This is a genomic window from Wenyingzhuangia fucanilytica, from assembly GCF_001697185.1.
Taxonomy (GTDB): Bacteria; Bacteroidota; Bacteroidia; order Flavobacteriales; family Flavobacteriaceae; genus Wenyingzhuangia; species Wenyingzhuangia fucanilytica.
On sequence record NZ_CP014224.1, the window covers coordinates 969,560 to 992,827 of the forward strand.

Here is a 23,268-nt window from a genome sequence, read left to right on the forward strand (position 1 = left end):
ACCAAAAATACTAAAACCAACTTTGTTTAACAAATGTTATCTCAATTAACGTTTGTTAAATTTTTATTAAATAAAAAACATGAAAAAAATGCTACTGTTTTAGTTTTGGCTAAGTTTAAAATAAGCGGTGTATATTTGTCGAAAATTTTTATATAGTACTCAATGCCAAAATTAGTCTCTGGTTTTTCTAAACTAAATAAAGAACAGAAAATAGAATGGTTGTCAAATTATTTTTTAAAAGACAATGTAAATGCAAGTGATATACTTCGTTTATATTGGAATTCTGATAAAAAACTACAACAATTACACGATGATTTTATAGAAAACACAGTGTCTAATTATTATATGCCTTTTGGTATTGCTCCTAATTTTATTATTAATAATAAGCATTACACCATTCCAATGGCTATTGAAGAAAGTTCAGTAGTAGCAGCCGCATCGTTGGTTGCTAAATTTTGGTCGGACAAAGGAGGGTTTAAAGCAGAAGTTATCAATACTGTTAAAGTTGGTCAGGTTCATTTTATGTATGAGGGTGATAAAGCTGTGATAGAAAAGTATTTTTCTGAGAAAAAATCTGATTTGATATCTATTACAGATAAGATTACTGAAAACATGCGTAAACGTGGTGGAGGAATTTTAGATATTGAACTAAGGGATAAAACAAAAGATTTAGAGCATTACTATCAGTTACATGTAACTTTTGAGACAAAAGATTCAATGGGAGCTAATTTTATCAACTCTTGTTTAGAAGCGATGGCTCAAGAGTTTAAAAATGATGATGTTAAGATCGTTATGAGTATTTTGTCTAATTATGTTCCTGAGTGTTTGGTTAGAGCAGAAGTTAGTTGTAAGGTTGATCAGCTACATCCTATAGATGGGGCTTTGTTTGCCAAAAAAATGAAACAAGCTGTTGATATTGCTAATGTAGATCCGCATAGAGCAGTTACCCATAATAAAGGGGTAATGAATGGAATAGACGCTGTGGTTATTGCAACCGGTAATGATTTTAGAGCTGTAGAAGCAGGAGTACATGCTTATGCAGCAAAATCGGGTAAATACAAAAGTTTAACTTCTTGTAAAGTAGAAAATGATGTTTTTACTTTTTCAATAGAAATACCATTGGCACTTGGAACTGTTGGGGGATTAACAAGTACTCATCCATTATCTAAATTGTCTTTAGAAATGTTAAGTAATCCATCAGCAAAAGAATTGATGCAAATTATTGCTGTGGCAGGATTGGCTCAAAATTTTGCGGCTTTAAGGGCTTTAACAACTACTGGGATTCAAGAAGGACATATGAAAATGCATTTAGGGAATATTCTAAATCAATTAGAAGCTACTCCTGATGAAAAAGAAAAAGTAACCAAAGAATTGTCAGGACAAACTGTTAGTTATAGTGGTGTTGCCGATGTTTTGAAAAAAATTAGAGCTTAATGCAGCGTTTTTATAGTCATGGTAAGTTGTTGATTTCTGGAGAGTACCTTGTTTTAGATGGTGCGGTTTCTTTGGCATTGCCAACCAAATACGGACAGTCTTTAGAAATAATAAATACTAATACAAATACCATTCTTTGGAAAAGTTACAATGTAGAGGGGCAGTGTTGGTTTAGTACGGAGTTTAATATTGATGAGAATTTTACAGTTATCAATAGTTTTTCTGTTCAGAATGAAGAAGGGAAAATAGCTAAAACTTTACAAGAAATTTTAAAAACAGCTAAATCACTGAATACTGATTTTCTTGAAAACTGTAGGGGGTTAGAGGTAACGACTCATTTAAGTTTTCCTAATAATTGGGGATTGGGAACTTCGTCTACCTTAATTAATAATATCGCTACTTGGGCAAAAGTAAATGCTTTTGAATTGTTAGATAAATCTTTTGGAGGAAGTGGGTATGATATTGCTTGTGCACAAAACAATCATCCAATAACATATCAAAGAAATGGTGTAGCACCTAGTGTGAAAGAGGTTTTGTTTTGTCCTGATTACAAAAATCAATTGTTTTTTGTGCATTTAAATCAAAAACAAGATAGTAAAGAGGGAATTAAAATGTATCGTTCTTTGTCTGTTGATAAACAGCAATATATAGATAAAGTTAATGATTTAACAAACCGCATGATTGCTGCTAAAACAATTGAAGAGTTTACAAAATTGTTAACTGAACATGAAAATTTCTTGTCAGATGTTTTAAAAGTAAAGACAGTGAAAGAAAATTTATTTTCAGATTTTAAAGGAGCTGTAAAAAGTTTGGGTGCTTGGGGAGGCGATTTTGTATTGGTTACAGGTACCGAAAAAGAGGTGAAAGATTACTTTTTAAATAAAAATTACCACACAATTATCGCTTACAACGATATGATTTTGAATTAATATTTATCAAAATCAATATCGTCTAGGCTATCAAACTCATCAAAATGAGTATCAAAGTCATCATCATCTAAATCAAACGCATCTTTTTCAGGTTTATCTGCTTTAAATTCTTTTTCTGGAGCTTCATCAGGAACTTCACCTATCGTTAAAATTAACTTAGGTAACTCAGAAGTAGTAGTTTTGGTAACTTCTATCAATTCACAATAGAAAGTCCACATATTCATATAATCATATACATAAATTAACTTTTCTTCAGGATCTTCAATGTTTTGCTCAATAGTAGTCGTAGCCATACATAAAGCATCTGGAGCATCGTCCATAGAAAACAAAGGGATTTCTTCTCCTTGATTCCATTCATCGTCAGATCTGTAAAAAGAAGCCATTTCTTGACCGTTAAAACCAAATACTTTGGCTATTAACTTGTGTAAATCCTCTAATGTGCTTGATGAGTCTACCAAAAGGGTTCTGATTACATCTTTTTTAGTGTCTAGAATTACTCTTATTTTGTATATCATTTCTTCTAATTTATGGTTGCAAAAGTAGCTATAAAACTCAATAAATATGTAATTTTACATGAATTAAAATAGGAGAAATGGATTTTGAAAAAGCTTTGCTACAAGTAAATCAGTTTAGTAAAAACACTTTAATGGAAACATTAGGGATTAAATATACTGAAATAGGAGAGGATTATTTGGTTGCTACAATGCCTGTAAATTCAAAGGTTCATCAACCTATGGGATTGTTACACGGAGGAGCAACAGTTGCTTTGGCCGAAAGTGTAGGTAGTGCAGCATCTTTTTTGTTTATAAATCCTAAAGAATATACTGTTAAAGGAATTGAGATTTCTGCAAATCATTTAAAAAGTAAAAAAGAAGGAGTGGTTACGGCAAAAGCTACAATTATTCACAAGGGAAGAACTACACACTTGTGGCAAATAACTATTACTGATGAAGAAGGTGCTTTAATTTCTTTGTGTAAAATCACCAATATTGTATTACCTAAGTAAGCTTTAAGATTGAAATATTCCGAACAAATAAATAGTGCATATAAGGCACAAAAGCCTTTTGTTGCTTATAAAAATCCAAATGAAAATAAAATTCATGTCATTATTCAGGATACTGATGAGTTGATTGAATTTGAAGATTTTACAGCTTCAGGGTTTGTTTTTGCACCTTTTAATGATGCTGATAAAGCAATTTTAATAAAACCAGATATTTGTTTTGTAGACCAAGTACAAAGTGTTGATTTTGAGTTGAAAAAGAATGTTTATAACAATAACGAGGATGAAAAGTTAAATCACATCAATATTGTTAATAATGCGATAAACACAATAAAGGAAACAGAACTTTCTAAAATTGTAATATCTAGAAAAGAAGAGGTCTTGGTTCCTGATTTTGATTTGTTGGCAGTGTATAATAAGTTAATTAATAAATACGCCAATGCTTATGTTTATGTTTGGTTTCATCCTAAAGTTGGTTTGTGGATGGGAGCAACTCCAGAAACTTTGTTAAAAGTTGTAGGGAACAAGTTTAAAACGATGGCTTTGGCAGGAACCCAACCATTTAAAGGTGATATAAATCCTATTTGGGGAGAAAAAGAGTTGGAAGAACAACAAATGGTTTCTGATTTTATTCAACAGCATTTAGAAAATGTAGTTGATGATTTAGAGTTGTCTAAGGTAGAAACTGTAAAAGCGGGAAGTTTGTTGCATTTAAAAACCAATATTACAGGTAGGTTACGTAAATCAAAAGATGTTCAATCTTTAGTTAAGTTATTGCATCCTACACCAGCGGTATGTGGTTTGCCTAAAGAATTGAGTAAAACATTTATTTTGCAAAATGAAAACTACAATAGGTCTTATTATAGTGGTTATTTAGGTGTGTTAAATATTGCTGAAGAAACTTCTTTTTTTGTGAATTTAAGATGTTTTCAGTTATTAAATAATACAGCTATTTTATATGTAGGAGGCGGAATAACTACAGAGAGTAACGCCCAAAAAGAATGGGAAGAAACAGTTGCAAAAAGTCAGATAATTAAATCGGTACTTTAGTGTTCTTTTTTTATTCTTTCTAACAAAGTCTTTTTAAACTTATGTTCAGCATAATTAAGTTTAAGCAATTGTTTGTTGTTAAGAATTTTACCTAAATCCTTCATGAAATCGGCCTTTTTACGGTCTATTTCTTGATTTTTTGCTATGATTTTTTCAAGGACAATTTTAGCTTGTTTCTCGGTAATTTTATCGTGATTTACGTTTCTTTCTAGTTCTCTTTTTTGTTGATATAAAGAGTATATCTCATCTTTTAAACTATTGTAAACAGGCCAGAATTTTTCTGCTTGTTCAGGTGTAAGAGACAATTCGTTTGAAATGAAACTAATTTTGGCAGTTGCTATTTTTTCACGAGAGTTTTTATCATTTCCTTGTCCGAAAACAATAGAACTTGTTAATAAAAATAAAGCGATTAGAGTTATATGTTTTTTCATAAGATTAATATTCTATAATATCATATTCATTTAATTCCATATCTAGTTGATCGATATCTATTTCAATATTGTCTAAACTAGCAAACATAATATTATCTGTATTAATAATAGTGTTTTCTAAAATGTCGTTGGTTTCTAATCCATCATCAGAACTAAGGTAGTTAATGATTTCTTCGTTACTCAACGCATCTATATTTGGTGTGTTATAATTGCTAAATATAAACAATCCAAAAGCAAGAACAGCGGCAACTGATATAAAAGGTAATAACGTAATTATTTTACTCTTAGGCTTGTTAACCTTAAAGTTTTCAAAATAATTATCAGGGGTTTTAAAACCAGTTTTCTTAGGCAAGCTTTGCTCAAAAATATCAACAGATAATTTTTCTGATAAATTATCAAAGTAATTTTCAGGCGTTTTAAATGGATTTTTTTCTTGGGTTAAATCCTTTAAAAATTGGTCGTTATGTTGATGGTCTTTATTCATGTTATTAATTAGATGCTCTAATTAGTAAAAGGTTTAATGTTTTTTTATAAAAGCTTCTATTTTTTTTACAGCATGATGGTATGAAGCTTTTAAAGCCCCTACAGAAGTTTCTAAAATTTCAGACATTTCTTCGTACTTCATTTCATCATAATATTTCATATTGAATACCAATTGTTGTTTTTGTGGTAGTTCTGCTATGGCTTTTTGTAAAATTAATTGAATACTATCACCATCAAAAAGTTCATCATCTTGTAAGGAACTTCTTAGTTCTTTTTGATATTCATCTATATCTAAATTACTTTTTTTAGCTCTTTTGTTTAAAAATGAAATGGCTTCATTAGTGGCAATACGGTACATCCAAGAAAAAAGTTTGCTCTCTTCTTTAAAACCATGAATGTTCTTAAATACTTTGATAAAAGTGTTTTGTAGTACATCATCAGTATCGTCGTGACTAATTACTATTTTACGGATATGCCAATACAAGCGAACCTTATATAGTTTCACTAATTCATCAAATGCCTTAGATTGTGTTTTGGCATTTTTTAAATCGTTAATTAGTCTTTGTTCTTCGTCTATCAAAACTAATTATGGATTTATTTTTTTTCTGTAGCCAAATAATCCTTTAAATTTAATAGTTTCTGCAATTCCTTCAGGAAGCATAGATTCCCAACCATCTTCATTAGCGCTAATTTTTCTAAACACATCTTGACCTTGAATCTTCATGTGAGCAACATCGTATTCTTTAATGTCTATAATTTTATTAGCTTGTTTAAAGTATTTATATAATTCTTTAACCTTGTGGTTAAGTCTTAAATTATTACTATCAATGATTGAAGTTTCATCTTCTCCTAAAATAGGGTATAGGTATATTTTTAAGTTATTAGAGAATAATTTACCTATTCCTTCTAAAATACTTCCTTTAAGATTGTTGTAGTATTTAATATCAAAAATATTCATAATACTATCGGTTCCCATGGCAAAACCTATTTGCTCGTTGGTAAATTCTCCAAAATACTCCACCAATTTATAGTATTCTTGGAAGTTGGTAATCATTACAATTTGCCCTAGAGAACATAATAAATCGGCACGGTCTAAAAAGTCTCGCTCATTTATTTCTCCTTCATTTTTTAAGTTAGAAAGAGTGATTTCAAAAATGGTTCTGGTACTTTTAGGATCTACTCTTTTGTTTTCAAAAAATAGTTTTTGAGAACCTTCGTAAACATCCATGTTAACTTTAGTAACAGGTCTAAAACGACCTCTTAAAGCCAAAATATTCTTTTTGTATAATTCTTGAGCAGGTAAAAGGTTTTTCCCTAAAGAGTCAAACATCACCGCATTGGTCATTCCATTTCTAACCAATTGCAAACTCATTAATCTGTTATCTACATAAGTAAAACGAGGCCCAGAAAAGTTAATCATGTCAATTTCAATCTCATCAAGATCAATATTGTCGTATAAAGATTTTATTAAATCTTTAGGATTATCGTTATAATAAAAAGCCCCATAAATTAAATTTACTCCTAAACGTCCAAGGGTTTCTTGTTGTAAAGTGGCATCTGTTTGCTTAAAACGAGTGTGTAATACAATTTCGTTATAAGGTTCGTTAGGATCTAATTGAAATTGAATTCCGACCCATCCATGCCCTTTAAATTTTTTAGCAAAATCTATAGTGGCAACAGTGTTGGCATAGGAAAAATAAATTTTTTCTGGATGTTTTGCTCTATCAAGACGATCTTCTATCAATTGAATTTCGTGACGTAACATTTTTTTTAAGCGACTCTCAGTTACATATCGGTGATGTTCTTCAACTCCATAAATAGCATCAGAAAAGTCTTTGTCATAGGCACTCATCGCTTTGGCAATAGTTCCAGAAGAACCTCCTGCTCTAAAAAAATGTCTTACGGTTTCTTGCCCAGCTCCAATTTCGGAAAATGTTCCGTAAATGTTTTTGTTAAGGTTTATTTTAAGAGCTTTTGTTTTACTGGTTAGAATATTTTCTACAGGAATATCTCCTTTGTGTATTACAGCCATATTGATAGGTTCAATGTTCACCTTCAAATATACCAAAATTTGTGCCGTAAGTAACTGCGTTTTCGTATTTTTGAGAGAAGATTTTTATTCATGAAAGTAACTTTTTTAGGCACAGGTACTTCTCAAGGTATTCCAATGTTATTATCTGATGAACCCGTAAACTTTTCAACAGATATAAAAGATAAAAGAATGCGTTCTTCAATCCATATTCAATGGGAAAATGGAACTTGCTTAATAGATTGTGGCGCGGATTTTAGAGTACAAATTTTAAACAATAATATTAAAGATATTGATGGTATTTTGTTTACTCACGAGCATTCTGATCATATAGCAGGTTTAGATGATATTAGACCTTTTTGTTATAAAGCTGGATCAATGCCTGTTTATGGTATGCCTAGGGTTATAGATAGCTTAGCAAAAAGGTATGATTATATTTTTAGTACAGAAAACAGATATCCTGGAGCGGCATCAGTAATTCCTAATATTGTTGACGAGAAATCTTTTCAATTTAAAAATAAAACGATTATTCCTATTGAGGTTGATCATGGGGGTTTACCAATTTTAGGGTATAGAATTGATGATTTTGCGTACTTAACGGATGTAAAATCAATTAGTAATTATTCCTTAGAAAAATTAAAAGGAGTTAAAACAATTGTGTTAAGTGCATTAAGGATTGAAGCACACCCAACGCATATGAATTTAGAAGAAGCTTTAGAAATGGTTAAATTAATCAATCCAGAAAAAGCTTATTTTACACATATTAGTCATCGTTTAGGTTTTCATAAAGAAGTTAGTAAATCATTACCTAAAAATGTTTTTTTAGCTTATGATGGTTTACAAATAGAAATGTAAATCTAATTATTTGTATTTTAGAGAGGTAATTTTAATTTAATAATGATGACAAATAAAATTTTACTTATTGTACTAGCTATTTTGTTACCTCCATTAGCAGTTTATTTAAAAAGAGGCGTAGACAAACATTTACTGATTAATATAGTTTTATGTTTTGTTTTTTATTTCCCAGGGATTATACATAGTTTATGGGTGGTTACACAAGACTAAATATTTTATAAAAACAAAAACGCTCAACTTATGTTGAGCGTTTTTATTTAGGTTATATACGTTTTAAAATCCAATCTTTAAATTCGTAAAAATTATTGGGATGAATTCCATGTCCTACAGGATATTCTTTATAAGTATTATCAACCCCAATAGAAGTTAAAAATTCTGGAGCTTTTCTAGCCCAGTCAATTGGGATTACCTGATCTACAGTTCCGTGAGAGATAAAATAATCTACCTTGTTTTTAATTGGTTTTTCTATTAAAAAATCGTGATTAAAATATCCGCTTAAAGCTACTACATGTTGTACTTTTTCTGGAAAAGTAAAAGAAAAAGCATAGCTTAAAATAGCTCCTTGACTAAACCCTGTTAAAAAGATATTGTTGGTGTCAACCTTATATTTTTCTATAATTTCATCTAAAAAAACATTCAATTTTTGAACAGAATCTTTTCCTTCATCAGGGTCAGAAAATTTGTTTTCATCAGCATCAAAACTAATACTGTACCATGCATAACCACCAAAAGGCAAAGCTATTGGGGCTTGCACACTTACTACTAAAGCTTGTTGTGGTAATTCGCTAGCAAAAGAAAATAAATCTTCTTTATTGCTTCCGTATCCGTGAATAAGTAAAATTAAAGGTGTTTTGTCTGTTTTAATTTTAGGTTCTTGAACCAAGTATTCTAAAGATAAATCTGTCATTTAAGCTAAAGTTAAGATTCCGTTATTGTAAGTACCATAAACTTTTCCTGTAGTTTTTTTACCTAAATACGCACTGTTTGTTGAGGTAGATAAAATATTGTTTAAGGTAAAAGTTCCTGTTCCTTTTGTGGTAAATAAGCTGATGTTGGCTTTTTCCCCTTCTTTAATAGTAGATGTTTTTAATCCAAAAATGGTTTGAGGAATAGTTGTTAACTTTTCAATAATAAGTTCTAAACCTAATGTTTCTTGTAAACTCACAAATAAACTTTCTAAACCAATACTTCCGTCAATAGCATTGCTAAATTCAAGTTTTTTGTTTTCAATATCTATAGGATCGTGATCCGAAGTAATAAAATCTATTGTTCCTTCTTTTAATCCTTCTATTAAAGCCTCTACATCACTTTGTGTTCTTAATGGTGGAGCAATTTTATAATTGGCATCAAAACTTTTTAGTTCTTCATCTGTAATGGTTAGGTGATCTGCACTTACACTACAAGTTATCTGTAAACCTTTTGATTTAGCTTCTTTAATCAGTGCCACAGATTTTGCAGTACTAATGGTTGGAATATGAAGTTTTCCACCCGTATATTCTAGTAAAAATAAATCTCTGCTTACTTGTAATTCTTCTGCCAAAGCAGGAATTCCTTTTAATCCTAAATGAGTGCTGCTAATTCCTTCGTTAACAATTCCTTCTCCAGAAATGTTGCAGTTATTAGGGTAACTCATCACTAATCCGCCAAAACTTTGTGTGTATTGTAAAGCAATTTTAACCAAGTTGGCATTTTTAATACCTTTTTTATAGTCATTAAAAGCAATAGCACCTGCTTGTTGCATATCGTACAATTCAGCAATTTCTTTTCCTTCGCTCTTTTTGGTTAAACTACCTATAGGATATATTGTTACTGGACTACCTGATGCTTTGGTTTTTAAATAATTTACCATGGATTTAGAATCCGTAAAAGGATAGCAGTTGGAGTTTAAACCAATTTGTGTAAATCCGCTTTTTGCAGCAACTTGTATTCCGTTTTCAATGGTTTCTCTGTCCTCGTATCCTGGCTCACCAAAACTTACACTAGCATCAAACCATCCGTTAGATATGGTTAAGTTTTCTAGATTGATTTCCTCGCAATTTTGGGGACAATTAATAGAGTTGTCTATTTTAGAAATAAGACCATTTTCTATTAAAACATCAACTGTTTTTTTATGATGCGTACTTTTAGGGTCAAAAACGGTAGCCGATTTTAATAATATATTCATGCTGTTTGCTTAATCAAAAAATTGGATAATAAGAATTGAATTGCCCTAGAAATAGGGAAATAAACAAAATTGCTCTGTGGAGCTGACTGGTGTTTCGCGTAAAGATGTTTAGCGTTATTCGTCATTGTATCAAGGATTGGTCAAAGATACAGAAACTATGCTTAACTGCAATAATTTTCTAGAATCCCTTTTGCATACTTACTAGCAACTAATTTTGTAAAAGCAGGAAAATCTATATGTGCACTGTGGTCTGCTTTGTCTGATATAATTCTAATAATAGAAAAGGGGATTTTATATTCCTCACAAACTTGAGCTACTGCAGCTCCTTCCATTTCTACGCATTGTAGGTTAGGAATATCGTTTTGCAATTGTTTTAGTTTGATGTCACTATTAATAAACTCATCACCACTAGCAATTAACCCTTTAATTACTTTAGGTTTGTCTATATTAAATTGTTGAGCTTCTTTAGGAGATATATAATCGTAATATTGCTGGTTAAACTCTTGAACACAATCCAAAAGTTTATCATCATCTGTTGTTTTAATCGTCGATTTTCCTAATAATGGAATTTCAAATTTTGGAAATAGAGGAGAGGCATCCATATCGTGCTGAATTAAAGATGTACCATATACTATATCTCCTATATTTAGTTGTGGGTTGATGGCTCCAGCTACACCAGAAAAAATAATTTGTGAAACATGGAACCTACTGATTAATTCTGTAGTGGTTATGGCTGCAGCAACTTTACCCCATTTAGAAAAAACAATCACTACTTTTTGGTTGGTGATATTTCCTGTGTAGTATGTTCTGTTTCCTAAATTTATTGTTTTTTTATCTTGTAATATTTCTAAAAGCTCAGCAAGCTCATCGTGCATGGCACTGATAATTCCAATCATTTTTTATTCGTTTAAGAGATATCCATCTCTCATGGTTAATTTTCTATCAGCCATATTGGCTAATTTTTCGTTGTGAGTAACAATCACAAAAGTTTGGTTAAACTTATCTCTTAGTTCAAAAAACAAATCGTGTAAATTGGCAGCACTTTCAGTATCTAAATTACCACTTGGTTCATCAGCAAAAACAATAGCCGGCTGATTGATTAAGGCTCTAGCAACTGCTACACGTTGTTGTTCTCCTCCAGAAAGTTGACTTGGTTTTCGTTCTGCTTTGTCTTTAATTCCCAAAAAATCTAGCAATTCTATAGCTCGTTGTTTGGTAGCTTCTGTTTTTTTATTTCCAATATAAGCGGGAATACAAACATTTTCTATTGCAGTAAATTCAGGTAGTAACTGATGAAATTGAAAAACAAATCCTATATGTTCATTTCTAAATTCAGAAATCTTTTTATCATTTAATTCAATTGGAGAAATATTATTAATACTTAAAGAGCTATCTTTAATATCATCAGGTTTATCTAGCGTACTTAAAATTTGCAAGAGAGTTGTTTTACCAGCACCCGATGGTCCTACTATAGCAACTACTTCGCCTTTTTTAATATGTAAATCTATTCCTTTAAGAACAAGATTGTTGTTAAATGTTTTCTGAATGTTTTTTGCAATTATCATAATACGTAGAAAGTAACCGAACGAAAGTACTAAAAAAGTTACGATTCTGGCTTTTTTGTTAAATACTTATTTTTTAGCGAAAAATGTTATGTGAATGAAGTAGTTAGTAAAAGGTTATTTATATTTTTGACTTATTACACATAATTTTAAGAGAGAGTTTTATGAATTTACACGAATTTCAAGGAAAGGAAATTTTAAAGAGTTTTGGAGTAAAAGTGCCTATGGAGCTTGTTGCAACAACTCCAGAAGAAGCATTAGAAGCTGCAAACAAGATTCATGCAGAAAAAGGATGTACAGTTTTTGCTGTAAAAGCACAAATACACGCAGGTGGACGTGGTAAAGGAGGTGGTGTAAAAATCGCTAAATCTATCGAAGAAGTTAAAATGTATGCTGAGCAAATCATCGGTATGATGTTAGTTACCCCTCAAACTTCTGCTGAAGGAAAAGAAGTACACCAAGTATTAATTTCTGAGAATGTTTATTACGATGGACCTTCTAAACCAGAAGAATACTATATGTCTGTACTATTAAACAGAGCTACAGGTAAAAATATGATTATGTATTCTCCAGAAGGAGGTATGGATATTGAAGAAGTTGCAGAAAAAACTCCTGAGTTAATTTTTACAGAAGAGATTGATCCTGCAACAGGATTATTACCATTCCAAGCACGTAAAATTGCTTTTAATTTAGGATTATCTGGAGCTGCATTTAAAGACATGACTAAGTTTGCTACTGCATTGTACAAAGCTTACGAAGGTTCTGATTCTTCTTTATTTGAAATTAACCCGGTATTTAAAACTGCTGATGATCAAATTTTAGCGGTTGATGCAAAAGTTTCTTTAGACGAAAATGCATTATACCGTCATAAAGATTATTTAGAATATAGAGATGTTCGTGAAGAACACCCAATTGAAGTTGAAGCAAAAGCTGCTGGATTAAACTATGTTGCTTTAGACGGAAACGTAGGATGTATGGTAAACGGAGCTGGATTGGCAATGGGAACTATGGATTTAATTAAGCAAGCAGGTGGTGACCCAGCAAACTTTTTAGATGTTGGAGGTACTGCAGATGCAAAAAGAGTTGAAACTGCTTTTAGAATTATCTTAAAAGATCCTAATGTAAAAGCAATTTTGGTAAATATTTTTGGAGGTATTGTTCGTTGTGACCGTGTAGCACAAGGTGTTGTAGATGCTTATAACAATATGAAAAATGCGATTAATGTGCCAATTATTGTAAGATTACAAGGAACTAACGCAGTAGAAGCAAAAGCATTAATTGATGCTCAAGAAGGATTAAATGTAATTTCAGCAGTTGAGTTCCAAGAAGCTGCAGAAAAAGTACAAGAAGTATTGGTGGCTTAGTTCTCAATATTTTATAAAATAAAAAATCCTGCTTTCATGTATTTGAAAGCAGGATTTTTTTTGTAGTAAATACAGTGTTTTTATGAGTAGAAAACGTTTTAGAAAAATTTAGATAAAAATTATAAATATTTAGTGAAAAATATATATCGATATCATTACTTTTACGGCGATTATAAAAACAAATATTAAAAAACAATAATGAACTTACACGAATATCAAGGAAAAGAGATTTTAAGTAGTTTTGGAGTTGGAATTCAAAGAGGAATTGTAGCTCAAACTCCTGAAGAAGCTGTTGAAGCGGCTAAACAATTAACCGAACAAACAGGAACTAGCTGGTACGTTGTAAAAGCCCAAGTTCACGCAGGTGGTCGTGGTAAAGGTGGTGGAGTTAAGTTGGCTAAAAACTTAGAAGAAGTAAAAACAATTTCTGATGATATTATTGGAATGATGTTGGTTACACCTCAAACTTCTGCTGAAGGGAAATTGGTGAGCCAAGTTTTAATTGCAGAAGATGTTTATTACCCAGGTGAAAGTGAAACTGAAGAGTTTTATGTTTCTGTATTATTAAACAGAGCTACAGGTAAAAACATGGTAATGTATTCTCCTGAAGGAGGTATGGATATTGAAGAGGTTGCAGAAAAAACTCCTGAGTTAATATTTACCGAAGAAATTGATCCAGGTACAGGATTGTTACCTTTCCAAGCTCGTAAAATTGCTTTTAATTTAGGATTGTCTGGAAATGCTTTTAAAGAAATGACAAAATTTGTAATGTCTTTATACAAAGCTTACGAAAAGTCAGATTCTGCAATGTTTGAAATCAACCCAGTATTAAAAACTTCTGACAATAAAATTATAGCAGTTGATGCAAAAGTTTCTTTAGATGAAAATGCATTATACCGTCATCAAGATTATTTAGCGTATAGAGATATTCGTGAAGAGCACCCAATTGAAGTTGAAGCAAAAGCTGCTGGATTAAACTATGTTGCTTTAGACGGAAACGTAGGATGTATGGTAAACGGAGCTGGATTGGCAATGGGAACTATGGATTTAATTAAACAAGCAGGTGGAGAACCAGCTAACTTCTTAGATGTTGGAGGTACTGCAGATGCAAAAAGAGTTGAAATTGCTTTTAGAATTATTTTAAAAGATCCTAATGTTAAGGCAATTTTGGTAAATATTTTTGGAGGTATTGTTCGTTGTGATCGTGTAGCACAAGGAGTGGTAGATGCTTACAAAAACATGAAAAATGCGATTAATGTGCCAATTATTGTAAGGTTACAAGGAACTAACGCAGTAGAAGCAAAAGCATTAATTGATGCTCAAGAAGGATTAAATGTAATTTCAGCAGTTGAGTTCCAAGAAGCTGCAGAAAAAGTACAAGAAGTATTGTCTTAATTAAAAGACCATATTTATATTCTAAAAAAAAGGCTCTGTAATTACAGAGCCTTTTTTATTGGTTATTTGTTTAAGACTTCTAATATCACTTCTGGATCTAACCTAGTTGTGTAATCTTCTGGAGTGTAAGCATACAATATAACTCCATTGGTGTCTACAACAAAAGTTGCTGGTATAGGTAACTCATAGTCAGTATTACCGTTGTGTTTTTCTATATTAAGATTAAAGTTGTTATAGATTGTTTTAATTTCATCAGATAACTCAAAAGCTAAATTTAATTCCTTTGCATAGCTATTGTCAAAGTCTGTTAAAATATCAAATTCTATATTATTTTTTTCAGAGGTAGTTAGGGAATTATCTGGTGTTTCTGGAGTAATTGCAACCAAGCTAGTATTAAGCTCTTTTAGTTGAGGCAAAATATTATTCAATGCTTGTAGCTCTAAGTTACAATAAGGGCACCATCCTCCTCTGTAAAAAGAAATAACGGCTTTTCCTTTTGACAGAATATTAGATAAACTTATTGTTTCTTTTTGGCTATTAGGTAAACTGAAATTAAGAAGTGTATCTCCTTTTTTGGGAGCTTTTGCAGATATGTGATTATCGACTAAATCTTGAGTAGCTTTAGTCATTTGTGCATAAATTTCTTTAGGAATTTTTGCGGCACCTTCTTGCTTTTTTTGTAATAACTGTTCTGTTAAACTCATGTTTTTATTTTATAGGTTTTGTTCTATATAAAGTCGTTAAAACATTAATACCTATCTAAACACTTGTTTATAAAAGTTGATTTATAAGTAAAAAAAAGCTCAGTTTAAAACAAACTGAGCTTTTTGATTAAATGTCGTCAAAATTAACTTCTGTAAATTCTGCAGTAGCCATATTTTCTTCATCTTCTGCGTCATTCTCCTTTTTAAAGTCTCTTTGGTGTCTTTCGCTAATTACTTCTTCACCTTTTTCGTTAATGATATAGTCAGTAGCTTGTTTTAATTGTTCCTGAAATTCAACAAAATCTTCTTTATATAAGTAGATTTTATGCTTTTGGTAATGAAAAGTTCCATCATCATGTGTAAATTTTTTACTCTCAGTAACCGTTAAGTAATAGTCTCCTGCTTTGGTAGCTCTTACATCAAAAAAATAGGTTCTTCTTCCTGCCCTTAAAATTTGAGAAAAAATTTCTTCTTGCCCGTCTCTTTCTTTCATTTTTAGCTAATTATTGTTATCTACTCAAATATATAAAAATAATTATTTAGAGCACATTATTCTATTTCTTTTTCTTCTAGCTGCTGTTGATACATTTCTAGATATATTCCTTTTTGGCTTAATAACTGTGAATGAGTTCCTTGCTGAACAATTTCGCCATTATCTAAAACAATTACTTTGTCTGCATTTTGAGCAGCACTAATTCTGTGACTTACAATAAGTGTTGTATTGTTCTTACTAATAGCTTTTAAGTTCTTTAAAATTTGCTCTTCTGTTTCTGTATCTACAGCCGATAAACAATCGTCAAAAATGTAAATTTTTGGATTTTTAATAATGGCTCTTGCAATGGAAACTCTTTGTTTTTGTCCTCCAGATAAAGTAACACCACGTTCTCCTAAAATAGTATTGTATTGTTTGTTAAAGGCAATAATGTTATCGTGAACTACGGCTTTTTTAGCAGCCTCTATAATTTCTTCTTCTGTAGCATCTTCTTTTCCAAAACGAATGTTATTGATAATAGTATCAGAAAATAAGAAAGGATCCTGAGGAACAAAACCAATATGATTTCTTAGGTTGTAAATATTTTGATTTTGAATTGGTTGCTCATCAATCTCTACTTTTCCAGTAGTGGCATCATACAATCTACTAACCAAATTAAGTATGCTAGATTTTCCAGAACCCGTTTTACCTATAATAGCAATAGTTTCTCCTGGGTTAACATCAAAAGAAACATTTTTTAAAGCGGTAATATGTGTGTCATCATAAGTAAGCGAAACATTTTTAAATTTAATGGCTCCGTTTATAGGACTAAACTCTTCGTTATTATTGGTAACATCTGGTGTTTGTTTTAAGAATTCGTTAATTCTTTTTTGAGAGGCTTCAGCTTCTTGTATGGTTGAGGTTACCCAACCAACAATAGCAACAGGCCATGTTAACATGTTGGTATACATAATAAACTCAGCAATTACTCCCATGCTAATATTTCCTTTAATGTATTCCATACCTCCAACGTATAATACAATAATGTTAGCGGTACCAATAAGTAAAATCATTAAAGGAAAAAAGAATGCTTGAACCTTAAAAAGGTTGATGTTTTTTTGTTTGTTTTCTTCGGCAATATCAATAAAATCATTTCGGGTAATTCCTTCAATGGCATATGATTTAATCACATTCATTCCAGAAAATACTTCTTGTGTAAAAGTGGTAAGTTTTGATAATTGTTGCTGAACAATGGTGCTCCTTTTATTAATACTTCTACTCAATATAAAAATAGAGATAGATAATAAAGGAAAAGGAATTAAGGTAAATAAAGTAAGTTTTACATCAATTTGAATCATTTTGTAAATGGCCACAGAGAACATAACCAACATATTTATGGTATACATAATTGCAGGACCTACATACATTCTTACTTTTCCAACATCTTCACTAATACGGTTCATTAAATCTCCCGTTCTGTTTTTCTTGTAAAAGTTTAAACTCAAACGTTGATATTGCTGATAAACTTGATTTTTTAAATCAAATTCTACCAACCTAGAGGTTACAATTATGGTTTGTCTCATTAAAAAAGTAAAGAACCCAGATAAAATTGCCAATCCAATAATCAGCAAAATATTGTGTAGCAACTCTGTTTTAACCACAGCCAAATCGGTTAGTTTTCCTTGGTTATAGTCACTTGCAGCGTTAACAGAATTTTTAACAATTTCTGGAACTTTAACAGCTAAATATCTAGAAGCTATGGAGATTAAAATCCCTAAGAGTAAACGAAATCTATATTTGTAAAAAAATTGATTGATATATTGTAGTTCTTTCATAGGAAAGGGAGTGCAAAATTTATGGGTACGAAGATACTATATTCTTATTATTAAACTAGGTCGATTTTGTTTGGAAGCATCACATAAAATGTACCGAAATAATATTTTTGATTTAATCTTTCAGTATAATTTAATTAAGTGTTACTTTTGTACTCTCAAAAACTTTAAGTTCTTTCTAAATGATTAACAGGAGACATATTCGTGTAAAGGTGATGCAATCAGTTTATGCGATGATTCATGCCAAAAGTGATAATATTGTTAAAGAAGAAAAATTCCTAAGACAAAGTATAGATAAAATGTACGACTTGTACATTCTTTCTTTAGACATGTTGGTAAGGGTTAATCAAATTGCAGAAACAACCTTAGAAGTATCTAAGAAAAAATACTTTGCTACTAAGGAAGAATTAAATCCTAACAGAAAATTTATAGATAATAAAGTCATTAAATCTTTAAAAGAGAGTGTGTCTTTACAAAACTATATAGAAGAAAATAATTTAAACAATTGGTACTTAGATGATAAGTATGTTTCTATTGTTTATAACAATTTATTAGCTAGTGATTTGTATAAAAATTACATGGCCGATGAAGAGACTACTTTTAAAAAGGATCAAAAATTTGCGGTAAAGTTTTTTGCTGAGTTTGTAGCGCCAAACGAAAAATTAGCAGAATACTTTGAAGGAGAAAATATTAGTTGGGTAGATGATATTCCTTTTGTAAATACTTGGGTAGTAAAAACTTTACAAGAGTTAAGAGCTAAAGATGATTTTATTATCGGTAGACTTTACAAAAACAGTGATGACGAAGCATTTGCTTCTGATTTATTCAGAAAAACAGTTTTAAACTTACCTAAATTTGAGGAAGAAATAGTTGATAAAACTCCAAACTGGGAAACAGATCGTATTGCCGATTTAGATATGATTTTAATTAAAATGGCTATTTGCGAATTTTTAAAATTTCCATCAATTCCGGTAAAAGCAACAATAAACGAATATTTAGAAATTGCTAAAGATTACTCTACAGAAAAAAGTAGTACGTTTATCAATGGTGTTTTAGATAAGATTTGGAAAGACTTTGAGGTAACAAATAGACTAAATAAAATTGGTAGAGGAACTTTGTAATCAAAAAACAAACTCATAAGTTTACTGTAAATTTTAAGATAAATAATTTAATCAACAAATAGTTTAAAATGATAGCATTACAAGAAGGAGCAATGAGCCCTATGTTTTTAATTATTATGGTAATTTTCGTAGTATTTTTTATGATTATTCCACAAGTAAGAAGAACTAGAAACGAAAAAAAGTTTAAAGAATCTTTAGTAAAAGGAACTAAAGTTGTGACTACAGGAGGAATTCACGGAAAGTTAGTAGAAGTGAATGAAGGTACTGTAATGATAGAAACCAACGCAGGTAAATTGTTGTTAGAAAAAACAGCTTTATCTATGGAGTTAACTAAAAGATACAATGCTCCTGAAAAAAAATAAATTTTTAGGACAGTACAATAAAATAAACACCTTTAGAGAAATCTAAAGGTGTTTTTGTTTGTAAATATATCATGTTGTTTGGCTTTCATTTCCTATTTTAGCTACTATGAATAAAACAAAAAAGCAAACTATTTTTAAATTCAATAAAAAAAGAGACTCTGTGTTTTTAATTTTTGTTTTGGGAACTTTTGTTTTTTGGTTTCTTAACAAATTGTCAAAAGAATACAGTCAGGTAGTATATTATCCTATTCATTATTCATCCTTATCTAAAGAATATGTTTTTCAAGAAAATCCTCCTAAAGAATTAGGTTTTAGGATTAAAGGAAATGGTTTCTATTTTTTGGGAGTTGCATTTAACAAACCAGAAATAGAGGTGTCTGTTAAGCATTTAAAAAGAAAAAGCAAGTATGATTATTACTTGGTGAATAATGATTTAAAAAAGCAGGTAAGAAATTCTATTAAAGAAAACATCACTTTGGTTGATGTAATCTCTGACACTTTGTTTGTAAAACTAGGAAAAAGGAGTTTTAAAAAAGTTCCTGTTATTCCGAATGTAAATATTGGGTATCATTTAGGATATAAATCTTTTACAGGCTATAATATTTCTCCAGATTCAATACTCATTTCTGGACCAGAAATGCAAGTGGCAAAAGTTGATAAAATAAATTTAGAACCTTTTAAAGAGGCAAATGTACAAGAATCTATAAATAAAGATTTAGCTATTGTAAAGTCAAATGTTCCAAAAATTACTTATTCAACCGAAAAAGTAAACTTAAAAATAGAGATAGAAAAAATTACCGAAAAAACATTAATGATTCCTATTCAAATCATCAATGCTCCTATTGGTGATGAAGTGGTGGTGTATCCTAAAAAAATTGAAGTAGATTGTTTGGTAAGGTTATCTCAATTTAACGAAATAAAATCATCAGAGTTTTTGGTAGTTTGCGACTTTAATAAAAGAACAAGCAAACACATGAAAACCGAACTAAGACAAAAACCAAGTATAGTTTCATCGGTAAAATTAAATGTTGATGAAGTTGAATATTTAATTTTAAAATAAAATGGTAGTTGGTTTAACAGGGGGCATAGGTAGTGGTAAAAGCACTGCGTTAAAAATGTTTAAATCTTTAGGCGTTCCGGTATATCAAGCAGATGTTGAGGCTAAAAATATTATGGGTACTTCAAAAGAAGTAAAAGAAGATATTTTAAAGTTGTTAGGAGAGGAATCCTATAAAAATAACCAGTTAAACAAAACTTATATTGCTCAAAAAGTTTTTAATAATAAGGAACTATTACAGCAGTTAAATGCAATAGTACACCCAGCAGTTCACAAACATTTTAAAGATTTTGTAGCACAACAAACGGCTCCGTATTTGGTTTATGAAAATGCAATTTTATACGAGAACAAGAGTGAGCATCTTTGCGATAAAGTTATTGTGGTTGCTGCAGATTTAAATGATAGAATTTCTAGAGTTATGCAAAGAGATCAAGTTGATAAACAAGCAGTACTAGCTAGAATGGATAATCAATGGAGTCAAGAAGACAAAATTAAAAAGGCTGATTATGTAATTTATAACAGTAATTTAAATACATTAGAAAAAGATGTAGAAGCGCTACATCATCAATTATTAAAAAATAGTATCATTTAGATAGAATCTAAAAACATTTTTTACTTAAATATTAAAATCAAGCGTTTATATTTGCTTACGAGAAGTATTAAAGAATGAAGTATATAATTTTTCTGTTTTCTATATTGTTATCAAGTAGTTTGTTTGCGCAAACTGGTGGTGAAACTTTATATTCTTTTTTAAATGTTCCTACTTCTGCAAAGCAAGTTGCTTTAGGCGGGGTTACTTTAACTTCTAGAGATGATGTTTCTCAAACTTTATGGAATCCTTCTTCTGTAAATACTTTAATGGAAAACGATATTTCTTTAAACTATATCAAGTACGTTTCAGGAATAAATGTAGGATCCCTTTCTTACGCTAAATCTATCAATCCTTTGTATGGAACTGCCTTTTTAGGAATTCAATATTTTGATTTTGGTGATATGGAAAGAACAGATGCTAGTGGACCAACAGTATTAGGTGTTTTTTCTGCAAGAGATATTTCTTTTAATCTAGGATATGGATATACTTTTGAATCAGTTTCTTTTGGAGCTTCTCTAAAATATATTTCATCAAAAATAGATACTTACACTTCATCTGCTTTGTTATATGATATAGGAATTACTTATTTACATCCAACAAAACCTTTTGTGATGTCTTTAGTTTTAAGAAATTCCGGAAAACAACTAACAGCATTTATTGATAATAAAGAAAATATAAGAAGTAATGCAATTTTTGCTGTAGAGTATAGATTAGAACACGTTCCTATCAAAGTATATGGAGCTATTGATGAATTAAATAATTGGAATATTAGTGAGTCTAATCCATCAAGATCTACTACGGATTTAGAAGGTAACGTAACTCCAGAAAAAGTAAGTGATATCAATAATGCTTTAAGACATTTATCTATTGGTGCTGAATTATGGCCAGAAAAAATGATTAATGTAAGGGTAGGATATAATCACCGAAAGTCACAAGAATATCAATTAAACGAAGTGAGAACAGGAGCAGGGTTATCATATGGTTTTGGAATCAATACCAAATATTTAAGATTTGACTATGCTTATGCTAAATTTCAAGAAGGAGCAAAATATAGCACTTTTGGATTAACGGTACATTTATAATTTATGGCATCAAAAATTACCATTGCAATTGATGGATTTTCATCAACAGGAAAAAGTACAGTAGCTAAACAGTTGGCAAAAGAACTAGGCTATATTTATGTTGATACTGGAGCCATGTACAGAACAGTTGCTTTATATGCTTTACAAAATGGTTTTGCCAAAGATGGTGAGGTAGAGGAGGAGAAATTGATACAAGACTTATCAAAAATTCAGATAGATTTTAAGTACAATAATCAATTAGGTTTTTCCGAAGTTTACTTAAACGGCGTGAATGTTGAAACCAAAATTAGAGAAATGGAAGTTTCTTCTTATGTAAGTAAAGTAGCTTCTATATCTGCTGTAAGACAAAAATTGGTTGCGCTTCAGCAAGAGATGGGAAAATCCAAAGGAATTGTTATGGATGGTAGAGATATTGGTACTGTGGTATTCCCAAATGCTGAGTTAAAATTGTTTATGAATGCGTCTGCCAAAACCAGAGCACAGCGTAGGTTTGATGAATTACAAGCCAAAGGAAACACCGAGGTTTCTTACGATGAGGTTTATGAGAATGTTGTAGAACGTGATACTTTAGATACCACAAGAGCAGACTCTCCTTTAGAAATGGCTAAAGATGCTATTGAAATAGATAACTCTAACTTATCTAGAGAAGAACAGTTCGATAAAATTTTGTCTTTAGTAAAAGCTAAACTTTAAGGTATATTTAAATACTTATGAGTTTGTAAAGAAATTTTCCATTGAGGATTTTTCATTACATAATCCACAATCATTGGAGTCATTATTTCTTTTTTACTCCATTCAGGTTGTAAATAAAGTCCACATTTATCAGATACTTTAGCAGCTTGTTGCTCAGCAAATTCAAAATCACTTTTGTTGTGAATAATCATTTTTAATTCATGAGCCTCAGGATAAATTTCCTCTAAAGGTAATTTTGTTTTTTTAGGAGATAAGCAAATCCAATCCCACTGTCCACTTAATTTATAAGCCCCAGATGTTTCAATATGCGTTTGTAATCCTTGGTTTTGTAAAGAGGATGTTAAGTATTGCATATCCCACATTAAAGGTTCCCCACCTGTAATTACTATAGTTTTATAAGGACTAGCATTTTTAACAATTATATCTGCATGTGTAGGCGGATGCAAGTTAGCATCCCAACTTTCTTTTACATCACACCAATGGCAACCAACATCGCAACCACCTACTCTAATAAAATAAGCAGCAGTACCTGTGTGTGCACCTTCTCCCTGTATTGTGTAAAATTCTTCCATCAAAGGAAGCATAACACCTTTGTTTACAAGTTCTTTAGTTTTGTTGTCCATTGGGTTTGTTTTGGTGCGCAAAGATACAAGAAAA

General features: G+C 30.7%; 27 protein-coding genes. 14 read left to right on the top strand and 13 right to left on the bottom strand.

From position 1 onward, the window contains the following. The first annotated feature begins 162 nt into the window (after nucleotides 1-162). Both AXE80_RS03900 and AXE80_RS03905 read left to right on the top strand, forming a co-directional pair. Complete coding sequence (locus AXE80_RS03900; RefSeq protein ID WP_068824632.1) at nucleotides 163-1,434, top strand: hydroxymethylglutaryl-CoA reductase, degradative; 1,272 nt, start codon at nucleotides 163-165, stop codon at nucleotides 1,432-1,434. Continuing rightward, the gene (locus AXE80_RS03905; protein WP_068824634.1) at nucleotides 1,434-2,363 is read left to right on the top strand and encodes a GYDIA family GHMP kinase; all 930 of its coding nucleotides are present in this window, start codon (nucleotides 1,434-1,436) and stop codon (nucleotides 2,361-2,363) included. The genes AXE80_RS03900 and AXE80_RS03905 overlap by 1 nt, the downstream gene beginning before the upstream one ends. On the opposite strand, the gene AXE80_RS03910 is transcribed toward AXE80_RS03905, so the two are convergent. Beyond that, a complete protein-coding gene (locus AXE80_RS03910; protein WP_068824636.1) occupies nucleotides 2,360-2,878 on the bottom strand; it encodes an IS1096 element passenger TnpR family protein in 519 nt (172 codons plus the stop codon). The two genes, AXE80_RS03905 and AXE80_RS03910, sit on opposite strands and share 4 nt — an antisense overlap. A gap of 77 nt (nucleotides 2,879-2,955) precedes the next feature. On the opposite strand from AXE80_RS03910, the gene AXE80_RS03915 reads away from it, so the two are divergent. Both AXE80_RS03915 and AXE80_RS03920 read left to right on the top strand, forming a co-directional pair. Beyond that, nucleotides 2,956-3,369: a PaaI family thioesterase gene (locus AXE80_RS03915; protein ID WP_068824638.1), complete on the top strand. Its 414-nt coding sequence runs from the start codon at nucleotides 2,956-2,958 to the stop codon at nucleotides 3,367-3,369. A gap of 9 nt (nucleotides 3,370-3,378) precedes the next feature. Further along, complete coding sequence (locus AXE80_RS03920; protein ID WP_237340628.1) at nucleotides 3,379-4,413, top strand: chorismate-binding protein; 1,035 nt, start codon at nucleotides 3,379-3,381, stop codon at nucleotides 4,411-4,413. Here the strand turns inward: AXE80_RS03920 and AXE80_RS03925 are convergent. Genes AXE80_RS03925 through AXE80_RS03940 form a run of 4 tightly spaced genes read right to left on the bottom strand, consistent with a single transcriptional unit; the run spans nucleotide 4,410 to nucleotide 7,359 of the window. Beyond that, nucleotides 4,410-4,844 (bottom strand): Spy/CpxP family protein refolding chaperone, encoded by a 435-nt coding sequence (locus AXE80_RS03925; protein ID WP_068824640.1) that lies wholly within the window; start codon nucleotides 4,842-4,844, stop codon nucleotides 4,410-4,412. The two genes, AXE80_RS03920 and AXE80_RS03925, sit on opposite strands and share 4 nt — an antisense overlap. A 4-nt stretch (nucleotides 4,845-4,848) precedes the next feature. Next, nucleotides 4,849-5,328 (bottom strand): hypothetical protein, encoded by a 480-nt coding sequence (locus tag AXE80_RS03930; protein ID WP_068824643.1) that lies wholly within the window; start codon nucleotides 5,326-5,328, stop codon nucleotides 4,849-4,851. Nucleotides 5,329-5,361: 33 nt separating this feature from the next. Further along, a complete protein-coding gene (locus tag AXE80_RS03935; protein ID WP_068828667.1) occupies nucleotides 5,362-5,904 on the bottom strand; it encodes an RNA polymerase sigma factor in 543 nt (180 codons plus the stop codon). 9 nt (nucleotides 5,905-5,913) lie between these two features. Further along, a complete protein-coding gene (locus AXE80_RS03940) occupies nucleotides 5,914-7,359 on the bottom strand; it encodes a nicotinate-nucleotide adenylyltransferase (protein WP_068824645.1) in 1,446 nt (481 codons plus the stop codon). Between the two features lie 90 nt (nucleotides 7,360-7,449). Between AXE80_RS03940 and AXE80_RS03945 the strand changes: the two genes are divergently transcribed. Together AXE80_RS03945 and AXE80_RS03950 are read left to right on the top strand one after the other, a co-directional pair. Next, nucleotides 7,450-8,211 carry an MBL fold metallo-hydrolase gene (locus AXE80_RS03945; RefSeq protein WP_068824647.1) on the top strand — a complete coding sequence of 254 codons (762 nt, stop codon included), beginning with the start codon at nucleotides 7,450-7,452 and terminating at the stop codon, nucleotides 8,209-8,211. A gap of 45 nt (nucleotides 8,212-8,256) precedes the next feature. Then, nucleotides 8,257-8,421, top strand: coding sequence for a YqaE/Pmp3 family membrane protein (locus AXE80_RS03950; RefSeq protein ID WP_206208157.1), 165 nt, complete (start codon nucleotides 8,257-8,259; stop codon nucleotides 8,419-8,421). A gap of 52 nt (nucleotides 8,422-8,473) precedes the next feature. Here AXE80_RS03950 and AXE80_RS03955 read toward each other — a convergent pair whose 3' ends face one another. The 4 genes from AXE80_RS03955 to AXE80_RS03970 all read right to left on the bottom strand — a co-directional run bounded on the left by AXE80_RS03955 (nucleotide 8,474) and on the right by AXE80_RS03970 (nucleotide 11,940). After that, nucleotides 8,474-9,118, bottom strand: a complete 645-nt coding sequence (locus tag AXE80_RS03955) for an alpha/beta hydrolase (RefSeq protein ID WP_068824651.1) — start codon at nucleotides 9,116-9,118, stop codon at nucleotides 8,474-8,476. Continuing rightward, complete coding sequence (locus AXE80_RS03960; RefSeq protein WP_068824653.1) at nucleotides 9,119-10,375, bottom strand: dihydroorotase; 1,257 nt, start codon at nucleotides 10,373-10,375, stop codon at nucleotides 9,119-9,121. Nucleotides 10,376-10,536: 161 nt separating this feature from the next. Continuing rightward, on the bottom strand, nucleotides 10,537-11,271 hold the full coding sequence (locus AXE80_RS03965; protein WP_068824655.1) for a 5'-methylthioadenosine/adenosylhomocysteine nucleosidase: 735 nt from the start codon (nucleotides 11,269-11,271) through the stop codon (nucleotides 10,537-10,539). Between the two features lie 3 nt (nucleotides 11,272-11,274). Continuing rightward, nucleotides 11,275-11,940 carry an ABC transporter ATP-binding protein gene (locus tag AXE80_RS03970; protein WP_068824657.1) on the bottom strand — a complete coding sequence of 222 codons (666 nt, stop codon included), beginning with the start codon at nucleotides 11,938-11,940 and terminating at the stop codon, nucleotides 11,275-11,277. A 161-nt stretch (nucleotides 11,941-12,101) separates the two neighbouring features. Between AXE80_RS03970 and sucC (AXE80_RS03975) the strand changes: the two genes are divergently transcribed. Together sucC (AXE80_RS03975) and sucC (AXE80_RS03980) are read left to right on the top strand one after the other, a co-directional pair. Further along, nucleotides 12,102-13,301: an ADP-forming succinate--CoA ligase subunit beta gene (gene sucC, locus AXE80_RS03975; RefSeq protein WP_068824659.1), complete on the top strand. Its 1,200-nt coding sequence runs from the start codon at nucleotides 12,102-12,104 to the stop codon at nucleotides 13,299-13,301. A 198-nt stretch (nucleotides 13,302-13,499) separates the two neighbouring features. After that, a complete protein-coding gene (gene sucC, locus AXE80_RS03980; protein ID WP_068824662.1) occupies nucleotides 13,500-14,696 on the top strand; it encodes an ADP-forming succinate--CoA ligase subunit beta in 1,197 nt (398 codons plus the stop codon). 62 nt (nucleotides 14,697-14,758) lie between these two features. Here sucC (AXE80_RS03980) and AXE80_RS03985 read toward each other — a convergent pair whose 3' ends face one another. The 3 genes from AXE80_RS03985 to AXE80_RS03995 all read right to left on the bottom strand — a co-directional run bounded on the left by AXE80_RS03985 (nucleotide 14,759) and on the right by AXE80_RS03995 (nucleotide 17,707). Beyond that, the gene (locus tag AXE80_RS03985) at nucleotides 14,759-15,400 is read right to left on the bottom strand and encodes a peroxiredoxin-like family protein (RefSeq protein WP_068824664.1); all 642 of its coding nucleotides are present in this window, start codon (nucleotides 15,398-15,400) and stop codon (nucleotides 14,759-14,761) included. Nucleotides 15,401-15,527: 127 nt separating this feature from the next. After that, nucleotides 15,528-15,893 carry a PUR family DNA/RNA-binding protein gene (locus AXE80_RS03990; RefSeq protein ID WP_068824666.1) on the bottom strand — a complete coding sequence of 122 codons (366 nt, stop codon included), beginning with the start codon at nucleotides 15,891-15,893 and terminating at the stop codon, nucleotides 15,528-15,530. A 56-nt stretch (nucleotides 15,894-15,949) separates the two neighbouring features. Beyond that, nucleotides 15,950-17,707 (bottom strand): ABC transporter ATP-binding protein, encoded by a 1,758-nt coding sequence (locus AXE80_RS03995; RefSeq protein WP_068824668.1) that lies wholly within the window; start codon nucleotides 17,705-17,707, stop codon nucleotides 15,950-15,952. Between the two features lie 179 nt (nucleotides 17,708-17,886). Here AXE80_RS03995 and nusB point away from each other — a divergent pair, with 179 nt between their 5' ends. From nusB to cmk, 6 genes are all read left to right on the top strand, one after another. After that, nucleotides 17,887-18,825, top strand: coding sequence for a transcription antitermination factor NusB (gene nusB, locus AXE80_RS04000; RefSeq protein ID WP_068824670.1), 939 nt, complete (start codon nucleotides 17,887-17,889; stop codon nucleotides 18,823-18,825). Nucleotides 18,826-18,893: 68 nt separating this feature from the next. Then, on the top strand, nucleotides 18,894-19,187 hold the full coding sequence (gene yajC / locus AXE80_RS04005) for a preprotein translocase subunit YajC (protein WP_068824672.1): 294 nt from the start codon (nucleotides 18,894-18,896) through the stop codon (nucleotides 19,185-19,187). A gap of 106 nt (nucleotides 19,188-19,293) precedes the next feature. Next, on the top strand, nucleotides 19,294-20,247 hold the full coding sequence (locus tag AXE80_RS04010; protein WP_068824673.1) for a YbbR-like domain-containing protein: 954 nt from the start codon (nucleotides 19,294-19,296) through the stop codon (nucleotides 20,245-20,247). Nucleotide 20,248: 1 nt separating this feature from the next. Continuing rightward, nucleotides 20,249-20,836, top strand: a complete 588-nt coding sequence (gene coaE / locus AXE80_RS04015) for a dephospho-CoA kinase (protein ID WP_068824674.1) — start codon at nucleotides 20,249-20,251, stop codon at nucleotides 20,834-20,836. Between the two features lie 74 nt (nucleotides 20,837-20,910). Beyond that, complete coding sequence (gene porQ / locus AXE80_RS04020; RefSeq protein ID WP_068824676.1) at nucleotides 20,911-21,918, top strand: type IX secretion system protein PorQ; 1,008 nt, start codon at nucleotides 20,911-20,913, stop codon at nucleotides 21,916-21,918. A 3-nt stretch (nucleotides 21,919-21,921) separates the two neighbouring features. Beyond that, nucleotides 21,922-22,611, top strand: a complete 690-nt coding sequence (gene cmk, locus AXE80_RS04025) for a (d)CMP kinase (protein WP_068824678.1) — start codon at nucleotides 21,922-21,924, stop codon at nucleotides 22,609-22,611. On the opposite strand, the gene AXE80_RS04030 is transcribed toward cmk, so the two are convergent. After that, entirely contained in the window at nucleotides 22,608-23,234 is a 627-nt protein-coding gene (locus AXE80_RS04030) for a 7-carboxy-7-deazaguanine synthase QueE (protein WP_068824680.1), read from the bottom strand. The genes cmk and AXE80_RS04030 overlap by 4 nt on opposite strands. Nucleotides 23,235-23,268 lie beyond the last annotated feature (34 nt).

What these genes read in the sequence shown, in the direction of transcription:
- AXE80_RS03900 (WP_068824632.1), top strand. Translation starts at nt 163, where the DNA reads ATGCCAAAATTAGTCTCTGGTTTTTCTAAACTAAATAAAGAACAGAAA.
- AXE80_RS03905 (WP_068824634.1), top strand. Translation starts at nt 1,434, where the DNA reads ATGCAGCGTTTTTATAGTCATGGTAAGTTGTTGATTTCTGGAGAGTAC.
- AXE80_RS03910 (WP_068824636.1), bottom strand. Translation starts at nt 2,878, where the DNA reads ATGATATACAAAATAAGAGTAATTCTAGACACTAAAAAAGATGTAATC.
- AXE80_RS03915 (WP_068824638.1), top strand. Translation starts at nt 2,956, where the DNA reads ATGGATTTTGAAAAAGCTTTGCTACAAGTAAATCAGTTTAGTAAAAAC.
- AXE80_RS03925 (WP_068824640.1), bottom strand. Translation starts at nt 4,844, where the DNA reads ATGAAAAAACATATAACTCTAATCGCTTTATTTTTATTAACAAGTTCT.
- AXE80_RS03930 (WP_068824643.1), bottom strand. Translation starts at nt 5,328, where the DNA reads ATGAATAAAGACCATCAACATAACGACCAATTTTTAAAGGATTTAACC.
- AXE80_RS03940 (WP_068824645.1), bottom strand. Translation starts at nt 7,359, where the DNA reads ATGGCTGTAATACACAAAGGAGATATTCCTGTAGAAAATATTCTAACC.
- AXE80_RS03945 (WP_068824647.1), top strand. Translation starts at nt 7,450, where the DNA reads ATGAAAGTAACTTTTTTAGGCACAGGTACTTCTCAAGGTATTCCAATG.
- AXE80_RS03950 (WP_206208157.1), top strand. Translation starts at nt 8,257, where the DNA reads ATGACAAATAAAATTTTACTTATTGTACTAGCTATTTTGTTACCTCCA.
- AXE80_RS03955 (WP_068824651.1), bottom strand. Translation starts at nt 9,118, where the DNA reads ATGACAGATTTATCTTTAGAATACTTGGTTCAAGAACCTAAAATTAAA.
- AXE80_RS03960 (WP_068824653.1), bottom strand. Translation starts at nt 10,375, where the DNA reads ATGAATATATTATTAAAATCGGCTACCGTTTTTGACCCTAAAAGTACG.
- AXE80_RS03965 (WP_068824655.1), bottom strand. Translation starts at nt 11,271, where the DNA reads ATGATTGGAATTATCAGTGCCATGCACGATGAGCTTGCTGAGCTTTTA.
- AXE80_RS03970 (WP_068824657.1), bottom strand. Translation starts at nt 11,940, where the DNA reads ATGATAATTGCAAAAAACATTCAGAAAACATTTAACAACAATCTTGTT.
- sucC (WP_068824659.1), top strand. Translation starts at nt 12,102, where the DNA reads ATGAATTTACACGAATTTCAAGGAAAGGAAATTTTAAAGAGTTTTGGA.
- sucC (WP_068824662.1), top strand. Translation starts at nt 13,500, where the DNA reads ATGAACTTACACGAATATCAAGGAAAAGAGATTTTAAGTAGTTTTGGA.
- AXE80_RS03985 (WP_068824664.1), bottom strand. Translation starts at nt 15,400, where the DNA reads ATGAGTTTAACAGAACAGTTATTACAAAAAAAGCAAGAAGGTGCCGCA.
- AXE80_RS03990 (WP_068824666.1), bottom strand. Translation starts at nt 15,893, where the DNA reads ATGAAAGAAAGAGACGGGCAAGAAGAAATTTTTTCTCAAATTTTAAGG.
- AXE80_RS03995 (WP_068824668.1), bottom strand. Translation starts at nt 17,707, where the DNA reads ATGAAAGAACTACAATATATCAATCAATTTTTTTACAAATATAGATTT.
- nusB (WP_068824670.1), top strand. Translation starts at nt 17,887, where the DNA reads ATGATTAACAGGAGACATATTCGTGTAAAGGTGATGCAATCAGTTTAT.
- yajC (WP_068824672.1), top strand. Translation starts at nt 18,894, where the DNA reads ATGATAGCATTACAAGAAGGAGCAATGAGCCCTATGTTTTTAATTATT.
- AXE80_RS04010 (WP_068824673.1), top strand. Translation starts at nt 19,294, where the DNA reads ATGAATAAAACAAAAAAGCAAACTATTTTTAAATTCAATAAAAAAAGA.
- coaE (WP_068824674.1), top strand. Translation starts at nt 20,249, where the DNA reads ATGGTAGTTGGTTTAACAGGGGGCATAGGTAGTGGTAAAAGCACTGCG.
- porQ (WP_068824676.1), top strand. Translation starts at nt 20,911, where the DNA reads ATGAAGTATATAATTTTTCTGTTTTCTATATTGTTATCAAGTAGTTTG.
- cmk (WP_068824678.1), top strand. Translation starts at nt 21,922, where the DNA reads ATGGCATCAAAAATTACCATTGCAATTGATGGATTTTCATCAACAGGA.
- AXE80_RS04030 (WP_068824680.1), bottom strand. Translation starts at nt 23,234, where the DNA reads ATGGACAACAAAACTAAAGAACTTGTAAACAAAGGTGTTATGCTTCCT.